At 31.9% G+C, this 20,858-nt stretch carries 17 protein-coding genes and 1 riboswitch; of the genes, 13 read left to right on the top strand and 4 right to left on the bottom strand.

The window, feature by feature from the left end; genetic code table 11:
- Positions 1-35: 35 nt before the first annotated feature.
- Complete coding sequence (gene pflB / locus KQH81_RS09865; RefSeq protein ID WP_230028181.1) at positions 36-2,264, bottom strand: formate C-acetyltransferase; 2,229 nt, start codon at positions 2,262-2,264, stop codon at positions 36-38.
- A gap of 306 nt (positions 2,265-2,570) precedes the next feature.
- Between pflB and KQH81_RS09860 the strand changes: the two genes are divergently transcribed.
- The gene (locus KQH81_RS09860) at positions 2,571-3,446 is read left to right on the top strand and encodes a radical SAM/SPASM domain-containing protein (protein ID WP_027639967.1); all 876 of its coding nucleotides are present in this window, start codon (positions 2,571-2,573) and stop codon (positions 3,444-3,446) included.
- A gap of 87 nt (positions 3,447-3,533) precedes the next feature.
- Here KQH81_RS09860 and KQH81_RS09855 read toward each other — a convergent pair whose 3' ends face one another.
- Positions 3,534-4,766, bottom strand: coding sequence for an aminopeptidase (locus KQH81_RS09855; RefSeq protein WP_027639966.1), 1,233 nt, complete (start codon positions 4,764-4,766; stop codon positions 3,534-3,536).
- Between the two features lie 193 nt (positions 4,767-4,959).
- A riboswitch (Lysine riboswitch) is annotated at positions 4,960-5,136 on the top strand.
- Between the two features lie 151 nt (positions 5,137-5,287).
- On the opposite strand from KQH81_RS09855, the gene KQH81_RS09850 reads away from it, so the two are divergent.
- From KQH81_RS09850 to KQH81_RS09800, 11 genes are all read left to right on the top strand, one after another.
- On the top strand, positions 5,288-7,024 hold the full coding sequence (locus KQH81_RS09850; protein WP_230028180.1) for a Na+/H+ antiporter NhaC family protein: 1,737 nt from the start codon (positions 5,288-5,290) through the stop codon (positions 7,022-7,024).
- Between the two features lie 240 nt (positions 7,025-7,264).
- Positions 7,265-8,641: an MATE family efflux transporter gene (locus tag KQH81_RS09845; RefSeq protein ID WP_099335596.1), complete on the top strand. Its 1,377-nt coding sequence runs from the start codon at positions 7,265-7,267 to the stop codon at positions 8,639-8,641.
- Positions 8,642-9,156: 515 nt separating this feature from the next.
- Positions 9,157-10,170 carry a 3-deoxy-7-phosphoheptulonate synthase gene (aroF, locus tag KQH81_RS09840; RefSeq protein ID WP_099335595.1) on the top strand — a complete coding sequence of 338 codons (1,014 nt, stop codon included), beginning with the start codon at positions 9,157-9,159 and terminating at the stop codon, positions 10,168-10,170.
- A gap of 18 nt (positions 10,171-10,188) precedes the next feature.
- Positions 10,189-11,250: a 3-dehydroquinate synthase gene (gene aroB / locus KQH81_RS09835; protein WP_099335594.1), complete on the top strand. Its 1,062-nt coding sequence runs from the start codon at positions 10,189-10,191 to the stop codon at positions 11,248-11,250.
- Between the two features lie 18 nt (positions 11,251-11,268).
- Positions 11,269-12,543, top strand: a complete 1,275-nt coding sequence (gene aroA / locus KQH81_RS09830; protein WP_230028179.1) for a 3-phosphoshikimate 1-carboxyvinyltransferase — start codon at positions 11,269-11,271, stop codon at positions 12,541-12,543.
- Positions 12,524-13,606, top strand: coding sequence for a chorismate synthase (gene aroC, locus KQH81_RS09825; RefSeq protein WP_027639960.1), 1,083 nt, complete (start codon positions 12,524-12,526; stop codon positions 13,604-13,606). Before aroA ends, aroC begins: the two co-directional genes overlap by 20 nt.
- 44 nt (positions 13,607-13,650) lie before the next feature.
- The gene (locus tag KQH81_RS09820; protein ID WP_230028177.1) at positions 13,651-14,514 is read left to right on the top strand and encodes a prephenate dehydratase; all 864 of its coding nucleotides are present in this window, start codon (positions 13,651-13,653) and stop codon (positions 14,512-14,514) included.
- Positions 14,515-14,516: 2 nt separating this feature from the next.
- Positions 14,517-15,341: a shikimate dehydrogenase gene (gene aroE / locus KQH81_RS09815; RefSeq protein WP_027639958.1), complete on the top strand. Its 825-nt coding sequence runs from the start codon at positions 14,517-14,519 to the stop codon at positions 15,339-15,341.
- Positions 15,334-15,858 (top strand): shikimate kinase, encoded by a 525-nt coding sequence (locus tag KQH81_RS09810; protein WP_230028176.1) that lies wholly within the window; start codon positions 15,334-15,336, stop codon positions 15,856-15,858. The genes aroE and KQH81_RS09810 overlap by 8 nt, the downstream gene beginning before the upstream one ends.
- A 45-nt stretch (positions 15,859-15,903) precedes the next feature.
- Positions 15,904-17,064, top strand: a complete 1,161-nt coding sequence (locus KQH81_RS09805; RefSeq protein WP_178312294.1) for a pyridoxal phosphate-dependent aminotransferase — start codon at positions 15,904-15,906, stop codon at positions 17,062-17,064.
- Positions 17,065-17,088: 24 nt separating this feature from the next.
- Complete coding sequence (locus tag KQH81_RS09800; protein ID WP_230028175.1) at positions 17,089-17,982, top strand: LysR family transcriptional regulator; 894 nt, start codon at positions 17,089-17,091, stop codon at positions 17,980-17,982.
- A 119-nt stretch (positions 17,983-18,101) separates the two neighbouring features.
- Here the strand turns inward: KQH81_RS09800 and KQH81_RS09795 are convergent, their stop codons facing one another.
- Both KQH81_RS09795 and KQH81_RS09790 read right to left on the bottom strand, forming a co-directional pair.
- Positions 18,102-18,641, bottom strand: coding sequence for a biotin transporter BioY (locus tag KQH81_RS09795; protein ID WP_178312292.1), 540 nt, complete (start codon positions 18,639-18,641; stop codon positions 18,102-18,104).
- A 148-nt stretch (positions 18,642-18,789) separates the two neighbouring features.
- Complete coding sequence (locus tag KQH81_RS09790; protein ID WP_143081331.1) at positions 18,790-20,142, bottom strand: dicarboxylate/amino acid:cation symporter; 1,353 nt, start codon at positions 20,140-20,142, stop codon at positions 18,790-18,792.
- Between the two features lie 302 nt (positions 20,143-20,444).
- On the opposite strand from KQH81_RS09790, the gene KQH81_RS09785 reads away from it, so the two are divergent.
- On the top strand, positions 20,445-20,843 hold the full coding sequence (locus tag KQH81_RS09785) for a hypothetical protein (protein ID WP_230028174.1): 399 nt from the start codon (positions 20,445-20,447) through the stop codon (positions 20,841-20,843).
- Positions 20,844-20,858 lie beyond the last annotated feature (15 nt).

Genomic DNA, 20,858 nt, shown 5'->3' with positions numbered 1-20,858 from the left:
GGAGCTTGAGTCATATCTCAAGCTCCATTTTTATATTACATGTGTTTATGGAATGTTCTGTTTATAACGTCTAATTGTTGTTCTCTAGTTAGCTTTATAAAGTTAACTGCATATCCAGAAACTCTGATTGTTAATTGAGGATATAATTCTGGATGATCCATAGCATCTAATAAAGTTTCTCTATCAAACACGTTAACATTTAAGTGATGAGCGTTTTGTCCGAAATATCCGTCCATCATTTTGCCTAGGTTATCTATTCTTTGCTCTGAAGTCTTTCCTAAAGCATCTGGTATTATAGAGAATGTGTTTGAGATTCCGTCTTGAGAATCTTCATAAGGAAGTTTAGCTACTGAGTTTAATGAAGCTAAAGAACCACTGTTATCTCTTCCGTGCATTGGATTAGCTCCTGGTGCAAAAGGTTGTCCAAGCTTTCTTCCACATGGAGTAGTACCTGTCTTTTTACCGTAAACAACATTTGAAGTTATAGTTAATACTGATTGAGTGTGATAAGCATTTCTGTAAGTTTTGTTTTGTCTTATCTTGTTCATCATGTTTCTTACTAAGAATACAGCTATATCATCAACTCTATCATCATCATTTCCGTATTTAGGGAAATCTCCTTCAACTTCGAAGTCGATAGCAATTCCTTCTTCATTTCTTATTGGCTTAACTTTGGCATATTTGATTGCTGATAATGAGTCTGCACAAACAGATAGTCCAGCTATACCGCAAGCCATTGTTCTAAATACATCTCTATCATGTAAAGCCATTTGTAATTTTTCATAAGAATATTTATCGTGCATGTAGTGGATAACATTTAATGTATTAACATAAAGGTTAGCTAACCATTCTGTCATTATATCAAATCTTTCCATTATTTCATTGTAATCTAGATATTCGCTAGTTATTGGAGCTATTTTTGGTCCAACTTGAACTCCAGATTTCTCGTCCTTACCACCGTTTATAGCGTAAAGTAGAGTCTTAGCTAAGTTAACTCTTGCGCCAAAGAACTGCATTTGTTTACCAACTCTCATTGCAGATACACAACAAGCTATAGCATAATCATCTCCCCAATATGGAGTCATTAAATCATCGTTTTCGTATTGAACTGAGCTTGTATCAATAGAAACCTTAGAACAGAAGTTCTTGAATCCTTGAGGTAATCTAGTTGACCATAAAACAGTTAGGTTTGGCTCTGGTGATGGTCCTAAAGTGTAAAGAGTGTTAAGTACTCTAAATGAGTTCTTAGTAACTAAAGTTCTTCCATCAAGGCCCATACCTCCGATTGATTCAGTTACCCAAGTTGGGTCTCCAGAGAATAAATCGTTGTATTCAGGAGTTCTTAAGAATTTAACAAGTCTTAATTTCATTACAAAGTGATCCATTAATTCTTGAGCTTCTTCTTCTGTTATAACGCCATTCTTTAAATCTCTTTCTATATAGATATCTAAGAAAGTAGAAGTTCTTCCTAATGACATTGCTGCACCATTTTGATCTTTTATAGCTCCTAAGAATCCAAAGTATAACCATTGGATAGCTTCCTTTGCATTTGTAGCAGGGGCAGATATATCTAGTCCATAAGTAGCAGCTAACCCTTTTAATTCTTTTAATGCACTTATTTGATCAGATATTTCTTCTCTTAATCTTATAATATCTTCATCTATACATTTAACTTCTAAGCTCTTTTTTTGAGCAATTTTATCTTCTATTAGTCTGTCAACTCCGTATAGAGCAACTCTTCTGTAGTCACCTATGATTCTTCCTCTACCATAAGCATCTGGAAGTCCAGTTATAACTCCTGATTTTCTTGCAAGTCTCATCTCATCAGTGTAAGCATCGAATACACCTTGATTGTGGCTCTTTCTATATTTATTGAATATCTCACTTATTTTAGGATTAACTTCATATCCATAAGCTTTAGCGGCATTTTCTGCCATTCTAATACCACCAAAAGGCATTACAGCTCTTTTTAAAGGTGCATCAGTTTGAACTCCAACAATTTTTTCAAAAGCTTGATCTATGTATCCAGCTTTGTATTCATTAATTCCAGAGATAGTATCTGTATCAACATCTAAAACTCCGTTTTCTCTTTCTTTCTTAAATAGTTCACTTACTTCTTCCCAAAGTTTTTCTGTAGCTTCTGTAGCCCCAGTTAGGAAACTGTCATCTCCTTCATATGGAGTATAGTTGTTTTGAATAAAGTTTCTTACGTCTATACTAGTTGTCCAAGATCCTTTGTTAAAATTTAACCATTCTTGCCTCATATTCCATTACTCCTTTGTTATATAAAACTGAAAATTTGATTAATTCACAATATTATTTTAATAATGTGTTCTACTTAATAATTATTATCTTTATGTACTCATAGTAACATCATCAAGAATAAAATGCAAGCAAAAAATTAAAAACAGATTAAAAAAATTTTGAAACAGATAAAAATAAAAGAGAAAAGTTTTGCGGGTAAAATCTATGAAAATAGTGTATAATAAAGGTATAAGAACTAAAAAATATAATGAAAAATACTGTACTAATGTTTATTATTGGAATAATAAACAGGTTTGGAGATAGCTATGAAAAAGTTTAAAAGAATATACGTAGAGATAACTAACGTTTGCAATATGAATTGCAATTTTTGCCCTAAAACAAATAGAAAATCGAAATTCATGAATGTGGAGGAATTCTTGCATATTGCAAAAGAAATAAAGCCATACACTGATTACATTTGTCTACATCTTATGGGAGAGCCTCTTTTAAATCCTAATTTGAAAAGTTTTTTGGATATTTCAGAGGAATATGGATTCCAAGTGAATCTAACAACTAACGGAACTCTTATTAAAAAGAATGAAGAGACTTTACTTTCATCAAAATCATTAAGAAAAATAAGCATATCTCTTCACAGCTTTGAAGCTAATGATCAAGAAGTAGATCTAAAAGACTACGTTAATGATATAGTGAATTTTGTAAAGAAAGCTCATGATGATAATGGTGTTATATGTGAGCTTAGACTTTGGAATGGAGACAGTGATTTGTTGAAAGGTTGCAACAACCTTAATGATGATATAGCTGATTTATTAAAAGAAACTCTAAATTCGGATATAGATATAAAAGGGATGCTTCATAACCAAGACAGCATTAAAATTTCAGACAAAATATTTTTGGAAGCAGCAGAAAAGTTTCAATGGCCAGATGTAAATGGTGAAAAAATAGGGGATAATGCTTTTTGCTATGGCCTTAGACAGCACATAGGAATATTAGTAGATGGAACTGTAGTACCTTGTTGTCTTGACTCTGAAGGAAACATACCATTAGGAAATATATTTAAAAACAGTTTGGAAGATATCTTAAAAAGCAAGAGAGCTGAATCCATATACAATGGATTTTCAGGTAGAAAAGCAGTGGAACACTTATGCAAAACTTGTGGATATGCAAGAAGATTTGAAAAATAAATTTTCAGAGCATATAATGTTAAGAAAAGGAGTGATATCAAAATCTTTATGAATTTGATATCACTCCTTTTAAGTTATAAATCAATATTAAAAGGCCCAGTTGCCATCTTTAAATATTTGAATTTTTTCTCCAGAATAAGTCTCACCTATGATGTCTAAATCAGATGAACCAACCATGAAATCTACATGATTGAAAGAAGAATTAGCTCCAGCTTCTTTAAGTTCTTCCTCAGTCATATTTTCTCCGCCTTTTATACATGTTGGATAAGCTTCCCCAAAGGCTAAGTGACAAGAAGCATTTTCATCAAATAAAGTGTTATAGAAGATTATATTTGAATTTGAAATAGGTGAATCATAAGGAACTAAAGCAACTTCACCTAAATGTTTAGAACCTTCATCAGTCTCTAAAAGTTTCTTTAGGGCATCATAGCCTTCTTCAGCAGTAAAATCTACAACAGCACCATCCTTAAAAGTTAGAGAGAAGTTGTTTATAAGATTTCCATTGTAGTTTAAAGGTTTTGTACTCCAAACTATACCGTTAACTCCTGTTCTTGATGGAGCAGTAAACACTTCTTCTGTTGGCATATTAGCGACGAAGTAAACTTTCTTTTCGTTATACTCTCCTCCACCTGCCCATAAATGTTTCTCTGGAAGGTCTATTACTAAATCAGTTTTTGATGATTTAAAATGAAGACTCTTGAAAGAATGTTCATTAAGAAAATTCATTTTGTTAGTTAAATTTTTAATATGTTCATTCCAAGCTCCTAGAGTATCATCTCTATCAATTCTTACTATTTTAAAGATAGCATCCCAAAGTTTTGAAATGGCTTCTTCTCTTGAAAGATCAGGGAATACCTTCATTGACCATGCAGCAGTTGGAATTGAAATCACACACCATGCATTGGCACTGCTCATAAGTCTTTCTCTGTAAGCTTTAAGAGCAACAGAACTTGCTTTTACTGCCTCTTGAATTCTATTAGGATCTACATTTTTGAAGATCTCAGGATCAGAAGCAGAGATTGATAAAAAGGCTGCACCATTATTTGCAAGCTCTTCAAGCTCTTTGGCTTCCCAGGGAGAAAACTCCTTAAAAACTTCAAAAGGAGCTTTTAGATATTTAATCAAAGTAAGTTTTTCGTCATTCCATCTAACTTTAACATTTCTAGCACCATGCTCATAAGCAGTGTCGGCTATAAGTCTTACAAACTCAGCAGCTTCTATTGGAGCATTTACAACAAGGGTTTGATTCTTTTGGATATTTATACCCGTAACTACAGCTAATTCAGCATACTTTTTTAAACATTCATCCATGTTTAACATATATATCACTCCCTACATCAATTTATGAATTAAAGCATATAATTTAATCATATGTAAAAATTATATAAAAATTCAGAATGAAAGTATATACCTTAGAAAATATAGTTGCAGAAAAAATAATTTGATAAAATTTATCTAAACCTATTGCATAAAAATTAAAATAGGTGTATAAATAATATGAAAAGTGAATATTCCTTGAGGTAGAGGAGCGATAATCAAGAGTAGTGTTGCTGAGCAAAGCAGCTTTGAAGTTACATGAAAGGGATTATTGCCGAAGCTTACAATAAATGCTTTAATATTGTACAGCTGGGATTACGCAAAATATGTGTAATACTGTCACAAAGTCAGTTTGTGGAGAGCTATCATCGTATGATCTTATATGTATTTTTAGAAATTACAAATGTTTTTTATATTCTATCGATATGTAAGGCCATGGGTGAAAACTCATGGTTTTTTTTATTAAAATGATTTTTTTAATGCCTCTTAGGATTTTCACAAGAAAAATTTTAGGAGGTATTTTTATGAATAAAAAAAGAGTAAACATATTTGTTTCAACTTTAGTTATGATTTTATTATTTTCATTTACTGTAGCTTTTGCAGCAGAAGGAAATGGAGAAGCAGCAAAAGCGTCTTTTGGAATTTGGAGCATACTGCCCCCACTTGTTGCAATAGCACTTGCATTTATAACAAAAAACGTAATAGTATCTTTATTTTTAGGAACTATGACAGGTTGCGTCATGATGCAACTTAATGGTATGAATATTTTCAGTAGTATAATTCAAGGGTTTTTAGACTTTACGCAAAGAGCTTTAAATTCTATTGCAGATCCATGGAATGCAGGTATAATCCTTCAAGTTCTTGCAATTGGAGGAGTTATAAGTTTAGTTGGGAAAATGGGTGGATCAAGAGCTGTTGCAGAAGCTCTTGCTAAAAAAGCTAAGACACCTAGAAGTACTCAGATGATAACATGGTTACTTGGAGTTTGTGTATTCTTTGATGACTATGCGAACTCTTTAATAGTAGGACCTATAATGAGACCGGTAAGTGACAAAATGAGAGTATCAAGAGAAAAGCTATCTTTTATTATAGATGCTACTGCAGCACCAATTGCTGGACTAGCTATAATATCAACATGGATAGGTCTTGAGGTTGGATTAATAAAAGACGCTTTTGCTAATGGAATTGGACAAGAGGTAGATGCTTTTGGCGTGTTTTTACAAACTATACCATATAGATTCTACAATATATTAATATTAGCCTTTGTTGTGATATTAGCAGTGTCTTTAAGAGAATTTGGACCTATGCTTAAAGCTGAAAGAAGAGCAAGAAAAGGAATAATAGAAAATTCCAATAATGAGGTGGCTGAAAGTTCAGAACTTGAGCCAAAAGAGGGAATAAAGATAAGTATATGGAATGCTATAATTCCAATAGGAACTCTAGTAATAGGCGCGTTAATTGGTTTCTACTACAGTGGATGGACAGCTGTTATGGGTGGACAAGATGCAGCACTTATAGAATCAATGAAAGCATCACCTTTAGCTTTTTCATCTGTAAGAGAAGCTTTTTCAAATGCTGATGCATCAATAGTATTATTCCAAGCGGCATTAATTGCGAGTATAGTTGCGATAGCAATGGGAGTTATAAAGAAGATATTTACAGTATCAGAAGCTTTAGAGGTTTGGGTAGATGGAATGAAAGGACTTATAGTAACAGGAGTTATCCTCATACTTGCATGGTCTTTAAGTTCAACAATAAAGGATTTAGGAACAGCAAGCTATCTTGTAAGCATATTGTCAGGATCAATACCTAAGTTCTTATTGCCATCAATAATTTTTGTTTTAGGAGCGGTTATAAGCTTTGCTACAGGAACAGCATATGGAACAATGGGAATACTTATGCCACTTGCAATTCCTCTAGCATATTCTATATCACCAGAAATGGGATATGTAGTAGTAAGCACATCAGCTGTACTTACAGGTGCTATATTTGGAGATCATTGCTCACCAATTTCAGATACAACAATACTTTCATCTATGGGAGCTGGATGTCATCATATAGATCATGTAAATACTCAAATGGTTTATTCGTTATTTGTAGCAGGAGTTACAATAGTATTTGGATATATACCAGCTGGATTTGGAGTGCCTATATATATAGTTCTGCCTTTAGCAATAGCTGCACTTACAGTAATAACTTATATTATATCTAAACCAGTAGAAGAAAATGCTCAAGTGATTCAAGAGAGAAAATCAGCTTAATTATAAATTAGCCTCAGCAAAGTTTGATTTTGCTGAGGTAATTTTACGCAATAATAGGCATTATAAAAAAGAAAATCATATGATAAAATTTAAAGGATTACAGTGTTTGACTATAAGAAATATACTATGTTACACTAATAAGTGGTCTATTAAATTCCATCATAATTATACTTTAATTAGACAATAAACCCTTAAAAGGGTACAACGATAAAATTAATACTAGAAAGGACAAATAACAAAATGGGAAAACAAAACAAAATGGGAACAACCCCTATATTCAAACTTATAGTAACAATGTCTCTGCCGGCCATGTTTTCTATGCTTATACAGTCACTTTACAATATAGTTGACAGTATGTTTGTTGCTCAAATTGGAGAAGAAGCACTTACAGCTGTATCTCTAGCTTTCCCAATACAAATGCTTATAATAGCTGTTGCTGTTGGAACAGGAATAGGTATAAACTCACTTGTATCAAGAAAACTTGGAGAAAGAAGAAAAGACGAAGCCAGTAAAGCAGCTACTCACGGGATACTTTTAGGAGTTTTTAGCTGGATGGTATTTGCTCTTTTTGGAGTGTTTTTTTCAAAGACATTTTTCAGTATGTTTACTACAAATCCAATAGTGTATGAAATGGGATATAATTACTTATCTATAGTTACTATTTTTTCTTTTGGAATATTTGTGGAAATAAATTTAGAAAAAACTTTGCAAGCTACAGGAAATATGATTTATCCAATGGTATTTCAACTTATAGGAGCTGTGATTAATATAATACTGGACCCTATATTTATCTTCGGATTATTTGGAGTGCCAGCCTTTGGAGTTAAAGGAGCAGCTATAGCTACTGTGCTTGGACAAATAATATCCATGATATTTGCAATGTATATTGTATTTACTAAAAGTCATGATGTGCACATAAGCTTTAAAAACTTTAAGTTTTCAGGAAGAACTGTTAAGAACATATACTCTGTAGGATTTCCTTCTATAGTAATGCAATCTATATCTTCGGTGCTAGTTATAGGACTAAATTCTATACTTATATCATTTTCAGAATCAGCAGTATCTGTACTAGGTGTATATTATAAGCTTCAATCCTTTGTATTTATGCCTGTATTTGGACTTACACAAGGGATAATGCCTATAATGGGTTATAATTTTGGAGCAAGAGATAAGAATCGTATTATAGATGCTCTTAAGATAGGACTTTATATAGCGCTTATAATAATGATGTGCGGAACGGCTTTATTCTCACTAATTCCGAATAAACTTCTTATGATATTTAATGCATCACCTGAAATGCTTTCAATAGGGGTACCAGCTTTAAGAATAATCAGTATATGTTTTATACCAGCAGCAGTAGGTATTTTGCTTTCTACATTATTCCAAGCAGTAGGAAGCGGAATGAACAGTCTTATAGTTTCTGTTTTAAGACAACTTGTAATAATACTTCCAAGTGCATACATTCTTTCCAAAATAGGATTGACTTATGTATGGCTTGCATTTCCTATAGCTGAGGTGGCGGCATCTATTGTCAGTGCGTGTATGTTTATTAAACTTTATAAAGAGCAGTTAAGGGATTTAAAGCCTGTTTCTTATAAAGACGAAGCAGCAAATTAAAATTAAAAGAATGATTTATGGGGTGTGCTGCGAAATGTGTAAATCATTTTGGGTGCACTCTTTTATTTTAGACCCAGCACATTTATAATTGTAATGTAAAAGTAATTTTAAAAAAATCAAAGAAAATATTGACAATAAGAAATTTTATGATAAAATTGACAATAAGTATTAGAAGAAATTAACTTATTATCAAGGATGAAGAGGATTTGTTATGAGAAATATTATTGGTAAGGATATAAACGCAAAATTTAACTTTTACTTTAGCTGGGGCTATTTTTATTTTAGCGCTGGTTTATTTTGCTTTAAAAAAATATCAAGTCTTATCAATGAGTTTAATAAATTCCATAGTTATACTATAAGTTATTTGCTATAGTTATAATTAAGAATAAAGTGGATTATTTATAAGGCTCATTAGAGCCTTATTTTTTTTAATCAAATATCTTATAGACATTAAATAAGGGGCTACATAAGTAAAAAATTTAATGGAAAAATAAAAAAATAGGGGAGGATATAAAATGATAGTTATAATGAAGGTAGGTACGCCCATGAAGGAGATACTAAGAATAAAGGACAGGATAGAAAAAGAAAACTGCAGGGCCAGTATAATAGAAGGTGAGAATTGTACTATACTTGGTTTGATTGGAGATACTACAAAGGTTGATTCTAGCAAACTTTTGGCTAATGAATATGTGGAAAGAGTAACAAAGGTCCAGCAGCCATACAAATTATCAAATAGAATTTTTCATCCAGATAATACTGTAGTAAAGGTAGGAAGCGAAGAAATAGGAGGAAATAAAATTTCTCTTATAGCAGGTCCATGTTCTGTTGAAAGTGAAGATCAGATAATAGCAATAGCTAAAAGTGTGAAAAAAGCAGGGGCGAGATTTTTAAGAGGAGGAGCTTTCAAACCAAGAACCTCACCATATAGCTTCCAAGGTATGGGGCTAGATGGTCTTGAACTTTTAAAACTTGCAAGAAAGGAAACAGGACTTCCTATAGTTACAGAAATAATGTCAACCAGTATGATTGATAAATTTGTTGAGGACGTGGATATAATTCAAGTTGGAGCTAGAAATATGCAGAATTTTGACCTTTTAAAAGAGCTAGGTAAAACTGATAAGCCAATACTTCTCAAAAGAGGAATATCAGCAACAATAGAAGAGCTTATAATGTCTGCAGAGTACATAATGTCTGAGGGAAATAACAATGTGATACTTTGTGAAAGAGGAATAAGGACTTATGAGAATCTTACAAGGAATACTTTAGATCTAAGTGCTATACCAATGTTGAAAAAGCTTACTCACCTTCCGGTAATTGTTGACCCTAGTCATGCGTCAGGTCTTTGGTGGATGGTAGAACCATTATCAAAAGCAGCTATCGCTGCAGGAGCAGATGGACTTATAATAGAAGTTCACAACGATCCTGAAAATGCAAAGTGTGACGGACAGCAATCAATAACACCAGAAAGATTTGAAAACTTAAAGGTAAAACTTGAGAAACTTGCAGCAATTGAAGAAAGAGGTATATAAGTTTTAGGAGGATAGACTATGAAAAAGTTAAGAGTGAATCTTAAAGAGAATAGTTATGATATCTTTATAGAAAAAGGACTTTTTCAAAAGTTAGGAAAGCTTTTAAAAGAAAGAATATCATCAAAAAAAGTGGCTGTTGTTACAGATGAAAATTTAAATTCTATTTATGGAAAAGAAATTAAAGAAATTTTAGAAAAATCAGGATATGAAGTAGAGCTTATAGTAGTAGAACCGGGAGAAAAAAGCAAAAGCTTAAGTACCTTAGAAATGGTATACGGAAGATTATGCACTTTTCAAATGACAAGAAGTGACCTTATTATAGCCTTTGGTGGAGGAGTCGTAGGTGATTTAGGTGGATTTGCAGCAGCAACTTACCTTAGAGGAATTCCATATGTACAGGTTCCAACTTCTCTTTTATCACAGATAGACAGCAGTGTTGGGGGAAAGGTAGCGGTGGATTTACCCTATGGAAAAAATTTAGTAGGAAACTTTTATCAGCCTAAAGCTGTTTTTATAGATCCTGAAGTTCTTAAAACTTTGAAACATAAATTTTTAGTGGACGGCATGGGAGAAGTAATAAAAACAGGATGTATAAAGAGCAGTTCCCTTGTAGATGAACTTATAAGTTATGATGATTATAACGAACTTTTAGAGAATATAGAGGATATAATTTATCAATGTTGTGATATAAAAAGGTCTGTGGTTGAAGTTGACGAGAGGGATACTGGAGAGAGAATGAAACTTAACTTTGGACATACAATAGGTCATGCTATAGAAAAGTATTTTAATTATGAAAGTTATACTCACGGTGAAGCTGTAGCTATGGGGTTAGTAGAGATAACAAGAAGAAGTGAAGCTATGAGTATAACTAAAAAAGGTACTGTAGAAAATTTAGAAAAATTGCTTTCAAAATATGAACTTCCTTATAAAATGCCAGAAATGAATAGAAAAGAAATGATTAAAGCTGTCACTTTAGATAAAAAAAACATTAAAGAAAACTTGAACTTAATCTTGATTAAAGAATTTGGGCAAAGCATCATTAAGAAAGTTAAGCTAGAAGACATAGGAGACTACATATAAAAAAGGGGGAATCTGAAGATGAGAATAAAAATAAACCCTGAAATTTTAAAAGGACAGGTTATGGTGCCTGCATCTAAAAGCATATGCCATAGGGCTATAATATGTGCAGGGTTATCGGAGGGAGAAAGCATCATATCAAATATTATGTTTTCAAAGGATATAGAAGCCACCTGCAATGCTATGAAGACTCTTGGAGTAAGGATTAAAAAATATGATGACAAGATAAAAATTTTAGGAAGATCATCACTAGTAGCAGAGGAAAAAAATATAAAATGTAACGAATCAGGGTCTACTTTAAGATTTATGATACCTATAGCAGTAACATTAGGTCAAATGATAACATTTAGTGGAAAAGGAAAGCTTATAGAAAGACCGTTAGATGATTACTACAAAATTTTTGATGAGAAAAATATAGCTTATAGAAATAATGAAGGAAAACTTCCTTTAACTATAAGGGGGAAACTTACGCCCTCAGAATATAAAATAAGAGGAGATGTGAGCTCTCAGTTTATAACTGGACTTTTATTTGCCCTTCCTTTGCTAGATGGGGATTCAAAGATAATAGTAACAACTGAGTTAGAATCCAAAGGATATGTGGATTTAACTATAGATATGTTAAATAGATTTTCAGTTAATGTAGAAAATAGAAACTACAAAGAATTTATAATCAAAGGAAATCAAAAATATAAAGCTATAAATTATGAAGTAGAAGGAGATTTCTCTCAAGTGTCATTTTGGCTTGTGGCTGGACTTTTAGGTTGTGATATTTCATGTAAGGGGATGAATATATCATCAATACAAGGTGACAAAGCTATATTAGATACAATAATGGCTATGAGAGGTGAGATAGAAATTTCTAATTCATATATTAAAGCCATTTCTAAAGAGACAAAAGGCATAGTAATAGACGCAAAAGACATTCCTGATTTAGTTCCCATATTAGCGGTATTAGCTTCTTTAAGTAAGGGAAAGACGGAAATAATAAATGCATCACGCCTTAGATTTAAAGAGTCGGATAGATTAAAAGCTATATCAGAAGAATTATCAAAAATAGGGGCGGATATAAAGGAAACGGAAGACGGCTTAGTGATAAATGGAGTAGATAGCCTCAAAGGAGGAGAAGTTTACAGTTGGAATGATCATCGTATTGCTATGGCATTAGCTGTAGCATCTGTGAGGTGCAAAGAGCCTCTAACTATAGATGGGGCAGAGTGTGTATCAAAATCTTATCCTGATTTTTGGGAGCATTTTGAGAAATTGGGAGGTGATATATGTGAGTGGAACATGGGGTAAAAATATAGAGTTATCTTTATTTGGAGAATCTCATGGTGATGCCATAGGAATCACAATAAATGGATTAGAGCCAGGGATAAAGCTTGACTTAGATTATATAAAAGAAGAGATGGCAAGAAGAGCACCGGGACAAAATGATTTATCAACACCTAGAAAAGAAAAGGATGAATTTCATATATTAAGTGGTTATTTTAATGGAAGAACCACTGGAACACCACTAACCATGATAATATACAATACTAATCAGCACTCAAGAGATTATGAGAAAACAAAAAATATTATGAGACCAAGTCACGGAGACTTTACTGGTTATATAAAATATAAAGGTTTTAATGATTATAGAGGTGGAGGACATTTCTCGGGAAGAATAACAGCACCATTAGTTTTTGCTGGGGCTATATGTAAACAGATATTGATGGAAAAAGGAATAATTATAGGAAGCCACATAAAATCTATAAAAAATATCAAAGATGAAGATTTTACTCACGAAAATTTAAATGAAAGCACCTTAAAATTTCTCAGAAAAGAAGAATTCCCTGTATTAAATATTCCTTCTGGAGATGAAATGAAAAAGCTCATAAAAGATGCTAGAGTTATGAAAGACTCTGTTGGGGGGATAGTAGAATGCACGGCTATAAATCTTCCTGCTGGATTAGGAGATCCATTCTTTGATTCAGTTGAAAGTACATTATCCAGTTTATTATTTTCTATACCTGGAGTAAAAGGTGTTGAGTTTGGAATAGGATTTGGAATAACGGAACTTTATGGTTCAGAAGCTAATGATCAATATGTTATGGATAATGAAAAAATTAAAACTATAACAAATAATAATGGTGGCATATTAGGGGGAATAACAAGTGGAATGCCCCTTGTATTTAGGGCAGCTATGAAGCCGACTCCATCCATAGGGAAGAGGCAGAAAACTATAGACATAAGCACTATGGAAGAGTGCACTGTAGAAATTGCTGGAAGACATGATCCTTGTATAGTTGTAAGAGCACTTCCAGTTGTAGAAGCTGCTGCAGCTATAGCAATTTTAGAATTGTTAAAAGAAATGAAATAGAAAATGATTTGAAAAGGGATTTTATAAAAGCAAGGGGATTATATATGAATAAAGATTTAAATGGGATAAAGAATCATAAATATAAATCTTGTATTATAGGCTTTCAAGGGGTTGAAGGTTCTTTCAGTCATCAGGCACTTATAGAATATTTTGGAGAAGAAAGAGATACCTTGGCTTTCGGAAAGTTTCAAGATGTTTTTGAAGCTATAGAAAATAATAAAATAAACTACGGAGTGCTGCCTATAGAAAACTCTTCTACAGGAGGAATTGCAGAGGTTTATGATTTATTATATAAATATGGATTTTATATAGTTGGAGAAAAGTGCGTAAAAGTTGACCATAACCTTATAGGGATAAAAGGTTCGTCTATACATGACTTAGAGGAAGTATATTCTCATGAACAAGGTTTTTTACAATGCAGAGAATATTTAGATAAACATGAAAAGTGGACTTTGATACCATACTTTAATACTGCTAGAAGTGCAAAGTTTATTCATGATGAAAATGTAAAGCATAAAGGCTGTATAGCTAGCAAGAAAGCAGCAGAACTTTATGGATTGGAAATATTAGAGTCTCATATACATTACAACAAAAATAATATAACTAGGTTTATAATAATATCCAAGCTGAAAGAAGTTACAAGAAACTGTGATAAGATAAGCGTTATTCTTTCTTTGCCTCATAAAGCAGGAAGTTTATATAAAGCTCTCAGACATTTTGAGGAAAACAATTGTAATATGCTGAAGATAGAATCTAGGCCTATAGTAGGAAAGTCATGGGAGTACCTATTTTACATAGATTTTCATGGAAACTTGAATGAAAAAAGCATCATAAAATTGATAAATGATATAGAACAAGAAAGCTTATACTTTAAACTTTTAGGAAATTATAAAGGGGAGATGAGCTGATTATGGTAGGTGTTTATGGATTAATAGGAGAAAAATTAGGACATAGTCATTCGCCACAAATACATGACCTCATATTAAAACATATGGGTCTTAATGGAACGTACAATTTATTCCAAGTGAAAAAGGAAAATTTAAAGTTTGCTATAAATGGACTAAAAGCTTTAAATGTTAAAGGTGTCAATGTGACAATACCATACAAGGTAGATATTATTAGATATCTAGATGAGATATCTAATGAAGCAGGCAATATAGGCGCTGTAAACACAATAGATTTTAACCAGGGAATTTTAAAAGGATATAATACTGATTACTATGGCTTTGGGGCAACCTTAAAGAATTTCAATGTTCCTGTTAAAGGGGAAAAAGCGGTGATTTTAGGTACTGGCGGTGCTTCTAAAGCTGTCAGACAGTATTTAATTGATAATGGAATTAAAGAAATCATCTATGTAAGCAGAAACAAAGAAAAGAAACTTGGCGACTTTAGAGTTATAGAATACAGTGAAATTAAAGATGTAACGGATTCAAGAGTCCTTATAAATTGCACTCCATGTGGTATGTATCCAAATATCAAGGAATGCCCTATAAAAAAGGAGGAGATTAAAAACTTCTCTTATGTGGTTGATCTTATCTACAATCCAGAAGAAACTTTGCTATTAAGATATGCAAAGGAAGAAGGATTAGTGGCAGTAAATGGCTTGTATATGCTAGTTTCTCAAGCAGTGAAAGCTCAAGAAATATGGCAGAAAAGAAAACTTAGCTTAGAGGATGAATACAGGATATATGAAGAAATTAGGAAAACTTTATTAGGAGCAAGAAATCATGAGTAAAAGTAAAAAAAACATAGTGCTCATAGGAATGCCTGGCTGTGGCAAAAGTACCATAGGGAAAATTCTTGCGGATAAATTGAACTATAAATATATAGACAGTGATAATTTTATAGAAAAAAAGTCTGGGAGATCTATAGAGGAGCTTTTTGACATAGGAGAGGACTATTTTAGAAAAATAGAAAGCCAAATTATAAAAGAAGCTTGTCATGAAGAAAGATCAGTGATATCCACTGGTGGAGGAGTTATAAAAAACTCTAACAATGTAGAGCTTTTAAAAGAAAATGGAATAGTAATCTTTATAGATAGACCTATTGAAAATATAGTTTCAGATATAAATATATCACAGCGACCTCTTTTAAAAGAAGATGCTATAAGACTTTATGATTTGTATAAAGAAAGATATGATTTGTACAAGAAAAGCTGCCATGTAAAAATTATAAATGATTCATCTATAGAAAAAGTTATTGATGATATAAAAAACTATGTATTAAAAAATAATATTGCTATTATTTTGTAGTATATTTATATAAAATTGAATATCAAAAAAGGGGGAGTTTGCGTAATGAAGCATAAATTTTTATCTAAGAAATATTGGGTGGAAGAAGAAAATACTCTAGGTGGGAGTGGAGAACTGGCTAAAGGATATGATGACGTAATAAATTTGAGCATTGGAGATCCAGATTTAAACACAAACCCTAAAATCATAAAAAATGCTTTAGAGGATGCATTAAATGGGCATACTCATTATACAGCACCAGGTGGGTATAATGAATTAAGAGAAGAAATTTGCAAATTCTATAAAGAAGAATATAGTTATGATTTGAAAGTGTCAGAATGTATGGTGACTACCAGTGGCTGTCATGCTATGTGGCTGGTACTTCAAACTGTTATAGATGAAGGTGATGAAGTTATAGTATTTGAACCATATTTTACGCCTTACATAAAACAAATTGAAATGGCTGGAGGAAAAGCTGTCAAAGTTAAATTAAGCGAAGAAGATGGTTTCCAAATCAATATGGAAAGACTTAGAGATGCAATAACAGACAGTACAAAAGCTATTATAATAAACACTCCTAATAATCCTACAGGTATATGCCTTACAAAGGAGACTTTAGAGAATTTAAGTGGAATCGCAAAACAAAAGGATCTTTTAGTCATAGCCGATGACATATATACAGCATATACTTATGAGGAACCATTCCTTCCGATAACAACTATAGATGGTATGAAGGAAAGAACTATAACAGTAAAAAGTTTTTCAAAAGACTACTGTATGACAGGATGGAGAGTTGGTTATGTACTTGCTCCAAGTTTTATAATAGAAACTATGATAAATATAAATGAAAACAATGTTTACTCTGCACCTTCTGTGTCTCAAAGAGCAGCTCTTTATGCCTTAAGGATGAGATGTGAGATACAAAAAGACATAGTAGAGGAATTTAGAAATAGAGCATTTTATACTTATGAAAGAATACAAGGCACTCCAAAGATGAGTTGCATAAGACCTACAGGAAGTATATATTTGTTCGTAAATATAAAAGAAACAGGTCTTACATCAAAAGAATTTACAGAAAGACTTCTAAAAGAGGCACATGTACTTGTGATTCCAGGAAATGCTTTCGGAGAATCAGGAGAAGGATATGTGAGAATAGCCCTTACTGTAAATGTAGAAAAACTAAAAGAAGCCTTTGATAGAATAGAAAAATTTATGAAAGAGCTTTAAAATAAAATGACTTGCAGGTGAAATATGATAGATTTTCGATTTAAGACTTTTTTAACCTTATGTAAAACTAAAAGTTACACAAAAGCAGCACAAAAATTAAATATAACTCAGCCAGCTGTAACGCAGCATATAAAGTATTTGGAAGAGAAATATGACACAAAACTATTTCAATATTCAGGAAAAATTTTAGATTTAACTCCTGAAGGTGAAACTCTTAAGGATATAGCTAAAAGTATTCAGGTAGATAGTGAAAAAGTATATAGAATATTGAAAGACAAGAAAGAAAGTATAAAAAGGATTAAATTTGGAGCTACACTTACCATCGGAGAATATATGATGCCTGAACTAATAGAAAAATATATGGCAGATTTTCCTGATGCAAAAGTTACTATGATAGTGGAAAATACAGATAGACTTTTACATATGCTTAGAGAAGGAGACATAGACTTTGCCTTTATCGAAGGATATTTTAATAAACTTGACTATAATTATAAAATTTTTTCAAAAGAAGAATTTGTTGTTGTATGTTCTACTAAAAACCACCTTGCAGGTAAAAGTGTAATATTAGAAGATATATTAAAGGAAAATATAATAATAAGGGAACAAGGTTCTGGAACGCGTAATATATTCGAAACTGCATTATATGAGCATAATATGCAGGTAGAAGGATTTAAAAATGTTACTGAAATAGGAAATATAAATGTAATAAAAAAACTTGTACAAAAGAATTTAGGGTTAACTTTTATATATAAGAAAGCTGTTCAAAAAGAACTTAAAAAAGGTACACTTTCACAAATATATGTAGAGGACTTTAAAGCATTGAGACAATTTAATTTTGTAACACTAAAAAATAGTATGTGCTCAAACGAATATGAAAAGTTTTTGAATTATTATAATATGATAATCAATACAAAATAGATAGAGTTTAAGTTGATAAAAGAATAAAAAATAAAATTTAAAAGATGCACAAAAATATGAAGATAGTCTTTAAAGGATCCTTCATATTTTAGGTGCATCTTTTTTATGGTCTTAATCTATTATTGAAAGACAAAGAAAGAAGATTTTCTTAAACGTGCCGTAACAATAGATGCAACTATTATTTTAAATATATCTCCAGGAATAAAAGGAATTATGCATGCAGTCAAGGCTTTTCCTAAAGAGGCTTTTGTTAGATACATGAACCACACAGTACCAAAAGCATAGCATACCATAAGTCCTATAGCCATTGAAACTATGTAGTAGGAAAACTTCTTTGGAAGTTTGTCTGTAAGAAGTCCGGTACATAGAGCTACAAAAACATATCCTATTATATATCCTCCTGTAGGTCCTATTAGGATGCCGGCTCCTGAACTGAATCCAGAGAATACTGGAAGCCCAATAAGACCAAGAAGAACATATACTATCTGGCTTAAAGCACCATATTTAGCACCTAAAATAGAACCACATAAAAATACACCTAAAGTAGCTAAATTTATAGGCACTGGTGTAAAAGGAATAGGCAGAGCTATTTGAGATAGAACTGCTGTAATAGCTGCAAGTAATGAGATATTAACTAAAGTTTTCGTTTTCAAATTCATAAATATCCTCCTAAAACATTGTAAACTGATATAAATATACATGTTGACAATATTTTAGTAAGAAAAATTAAAATTGTCAACTATAAAAATTAAAACGATTAACAATAAAAATTAAAAAAGAGCTGGTTTCTTTTCCAGCTCTTTAAGATTAAGAATTATAGATTTCTTCATTTAATGACCCTTCAGATTTAGCTACTACTACTGCTGTAGCAGAGTCACCAACTACATTTAGAGAAGTAACAAGCATTTCTACTGGACGATTAATGGCAAGTATTAATGAGTATGCAAGAACAGCAGCATCATTTTGATATCCCATACCTGTAAGAACTGTGAATAATATTATTGCACCCGCTCCAGGAGCTGCTGGAGTTCCTACTGAAGCTATAAGTGCTAACAATGCTATTATAACGATACTTCCTACAGTTACTTCATAACCTGCAGAGGATGCTATAAATATAGCAGCTATAACCTGCATTATAGCAGTTCCGTTCATGTTTATAGTCATACCTAATGGAAGTACGAAAGACGCTATTTCTTCATTAACCCCCATTTCTTCAACTGTAGTTTTTGTATTTAGCGGAAGAGTTGCAGCTGAAGAGGAAGTTGAAAATCCAAATAAAGCAACTTTAGAGATTTTTTTTACAAAATTAATAGGATTTATTCTAGCAGCTATGAATACGAATATTGCATATCCAAAAATAAGGAAGGTTAAAAGTCCTATAACTGTAGTCATTACATAAGCAAAAGCTGGCTTTAGATGTTCAACTCCATATATGGCAAAAGTTCTTGTTATTAATATAAAGATAGCAAAAGGTCCGAATTTAGTTATTATAAAACTTAGGAATAAGGTGATTATCTTGTTTACGTCTTCTAATAATTTCTTTAATACTGTTATTTGGTCGTTAAGCTTGTTTATTGAAAATCCAGTTACAACAGCTAGGAAAACTATTGAAAGTATACGTCCGTTCTCTGAGAACACTGAAGTTATATTGTTTGGAATAGCTTGAACTAAAACAAGTAGTGGGTTACTTCCTGCTCCACCTTGCTTTGCAGCAATATTGTCTATAGTTACATTGAATAATCCCATTTTGTGAGCTGAGAAACCAAGTATTCCAGCAAGCAACAATGCAAATATAGACGTAGCAGCAAAACCTAATATGGTCTTATAAGAAATACGTCCAAGTTTTTTTGTATCTGATATATGGCACATTGCTAAAGCTATAGATGTAAATACCATTGGAATTATTACCAATTGAAGAGAATTGATAAATAGTTGACCTAAAATATAGAATATACCAATGGCGTTTCTACCTTGTTCTGCAGTTATGTCTTGGAATAATAAATTATTTATTGTTAACCAAAGATCACCTTTGCCATTTCCGTTTAAGTATTCTCTTAAAAATATAAATGATGTACCTGCTATAAGTCCTAGTATAAGTGCTACCACCATTTTAATGGCTAATTCATTTGGATTTTTCTTTAAATTGTTCTTTTTCATCATATAAGTATCCTCCTTAAAAATTTTATGCTAGGATACCATATAAAAAAGCCCTAATATCCTTTAAGATATTAGGGCGCAATAGACAAATAAACTATATACTCCTTTTTAGTCTCTCTGGACTATCTTAAAGGTATCCTACAAACATCATTATATATAGCAAAAGATTTTATGTCAATTTTTAAAAAAATTAAATTTATAGGGAATTTTTTTAATATAAGGAGTATAGCAAGAATTTTGCAGGTATAACTAAAAGTTAATATGGAAATCTTAAAAATGTAGATTCATTTAAAGGAGGTATATATATGGACTATAAAGTAGCAGCAAATAATTATATAGTAGTTACGCCCAAAGGTACCATCAAAGGATTTTTAGAAGCAGAAGATGCACATATGTATGTACTTGGATATTATGAAAAGAAGGTAAATAAGCTTTCTGACGACACTGATATTATATATGATGATTATGCTACAGAACCTTTGGAATCTACTATAGATATATGTATAGACCTAGGAGTTAAAGAAGGAGATTGCACTATTTATGACCTTGATGACTTCATAGAAAAAATCCAAGAATCTCCTATGCTTGAAGAAGAAAAAGAGGAAATTATATCAAAACTAATGGAAAAAGATATAAAGCTTAATGCAATAGACTATCAACTTATGGATATACTGAAGGATGTAACTGTTATTCCTCATAGATGATAGTAATATCTTAAA

Source organism: Clostridium cadaveris (assembly GCF_020911725.1).
GTDB classification, from domain to species: domain Bacteria; phylum Bacillota; class Clostridia; order Clostridiales; family Clostridiaceae; genus Clostridium_X; species Clostridium_X cadaveris.
The sequence above is the reverse complement of the archived record's forward strand: the minus strand, read 5'-3'. Positions and strand labels throughout refer to the sequence as shown.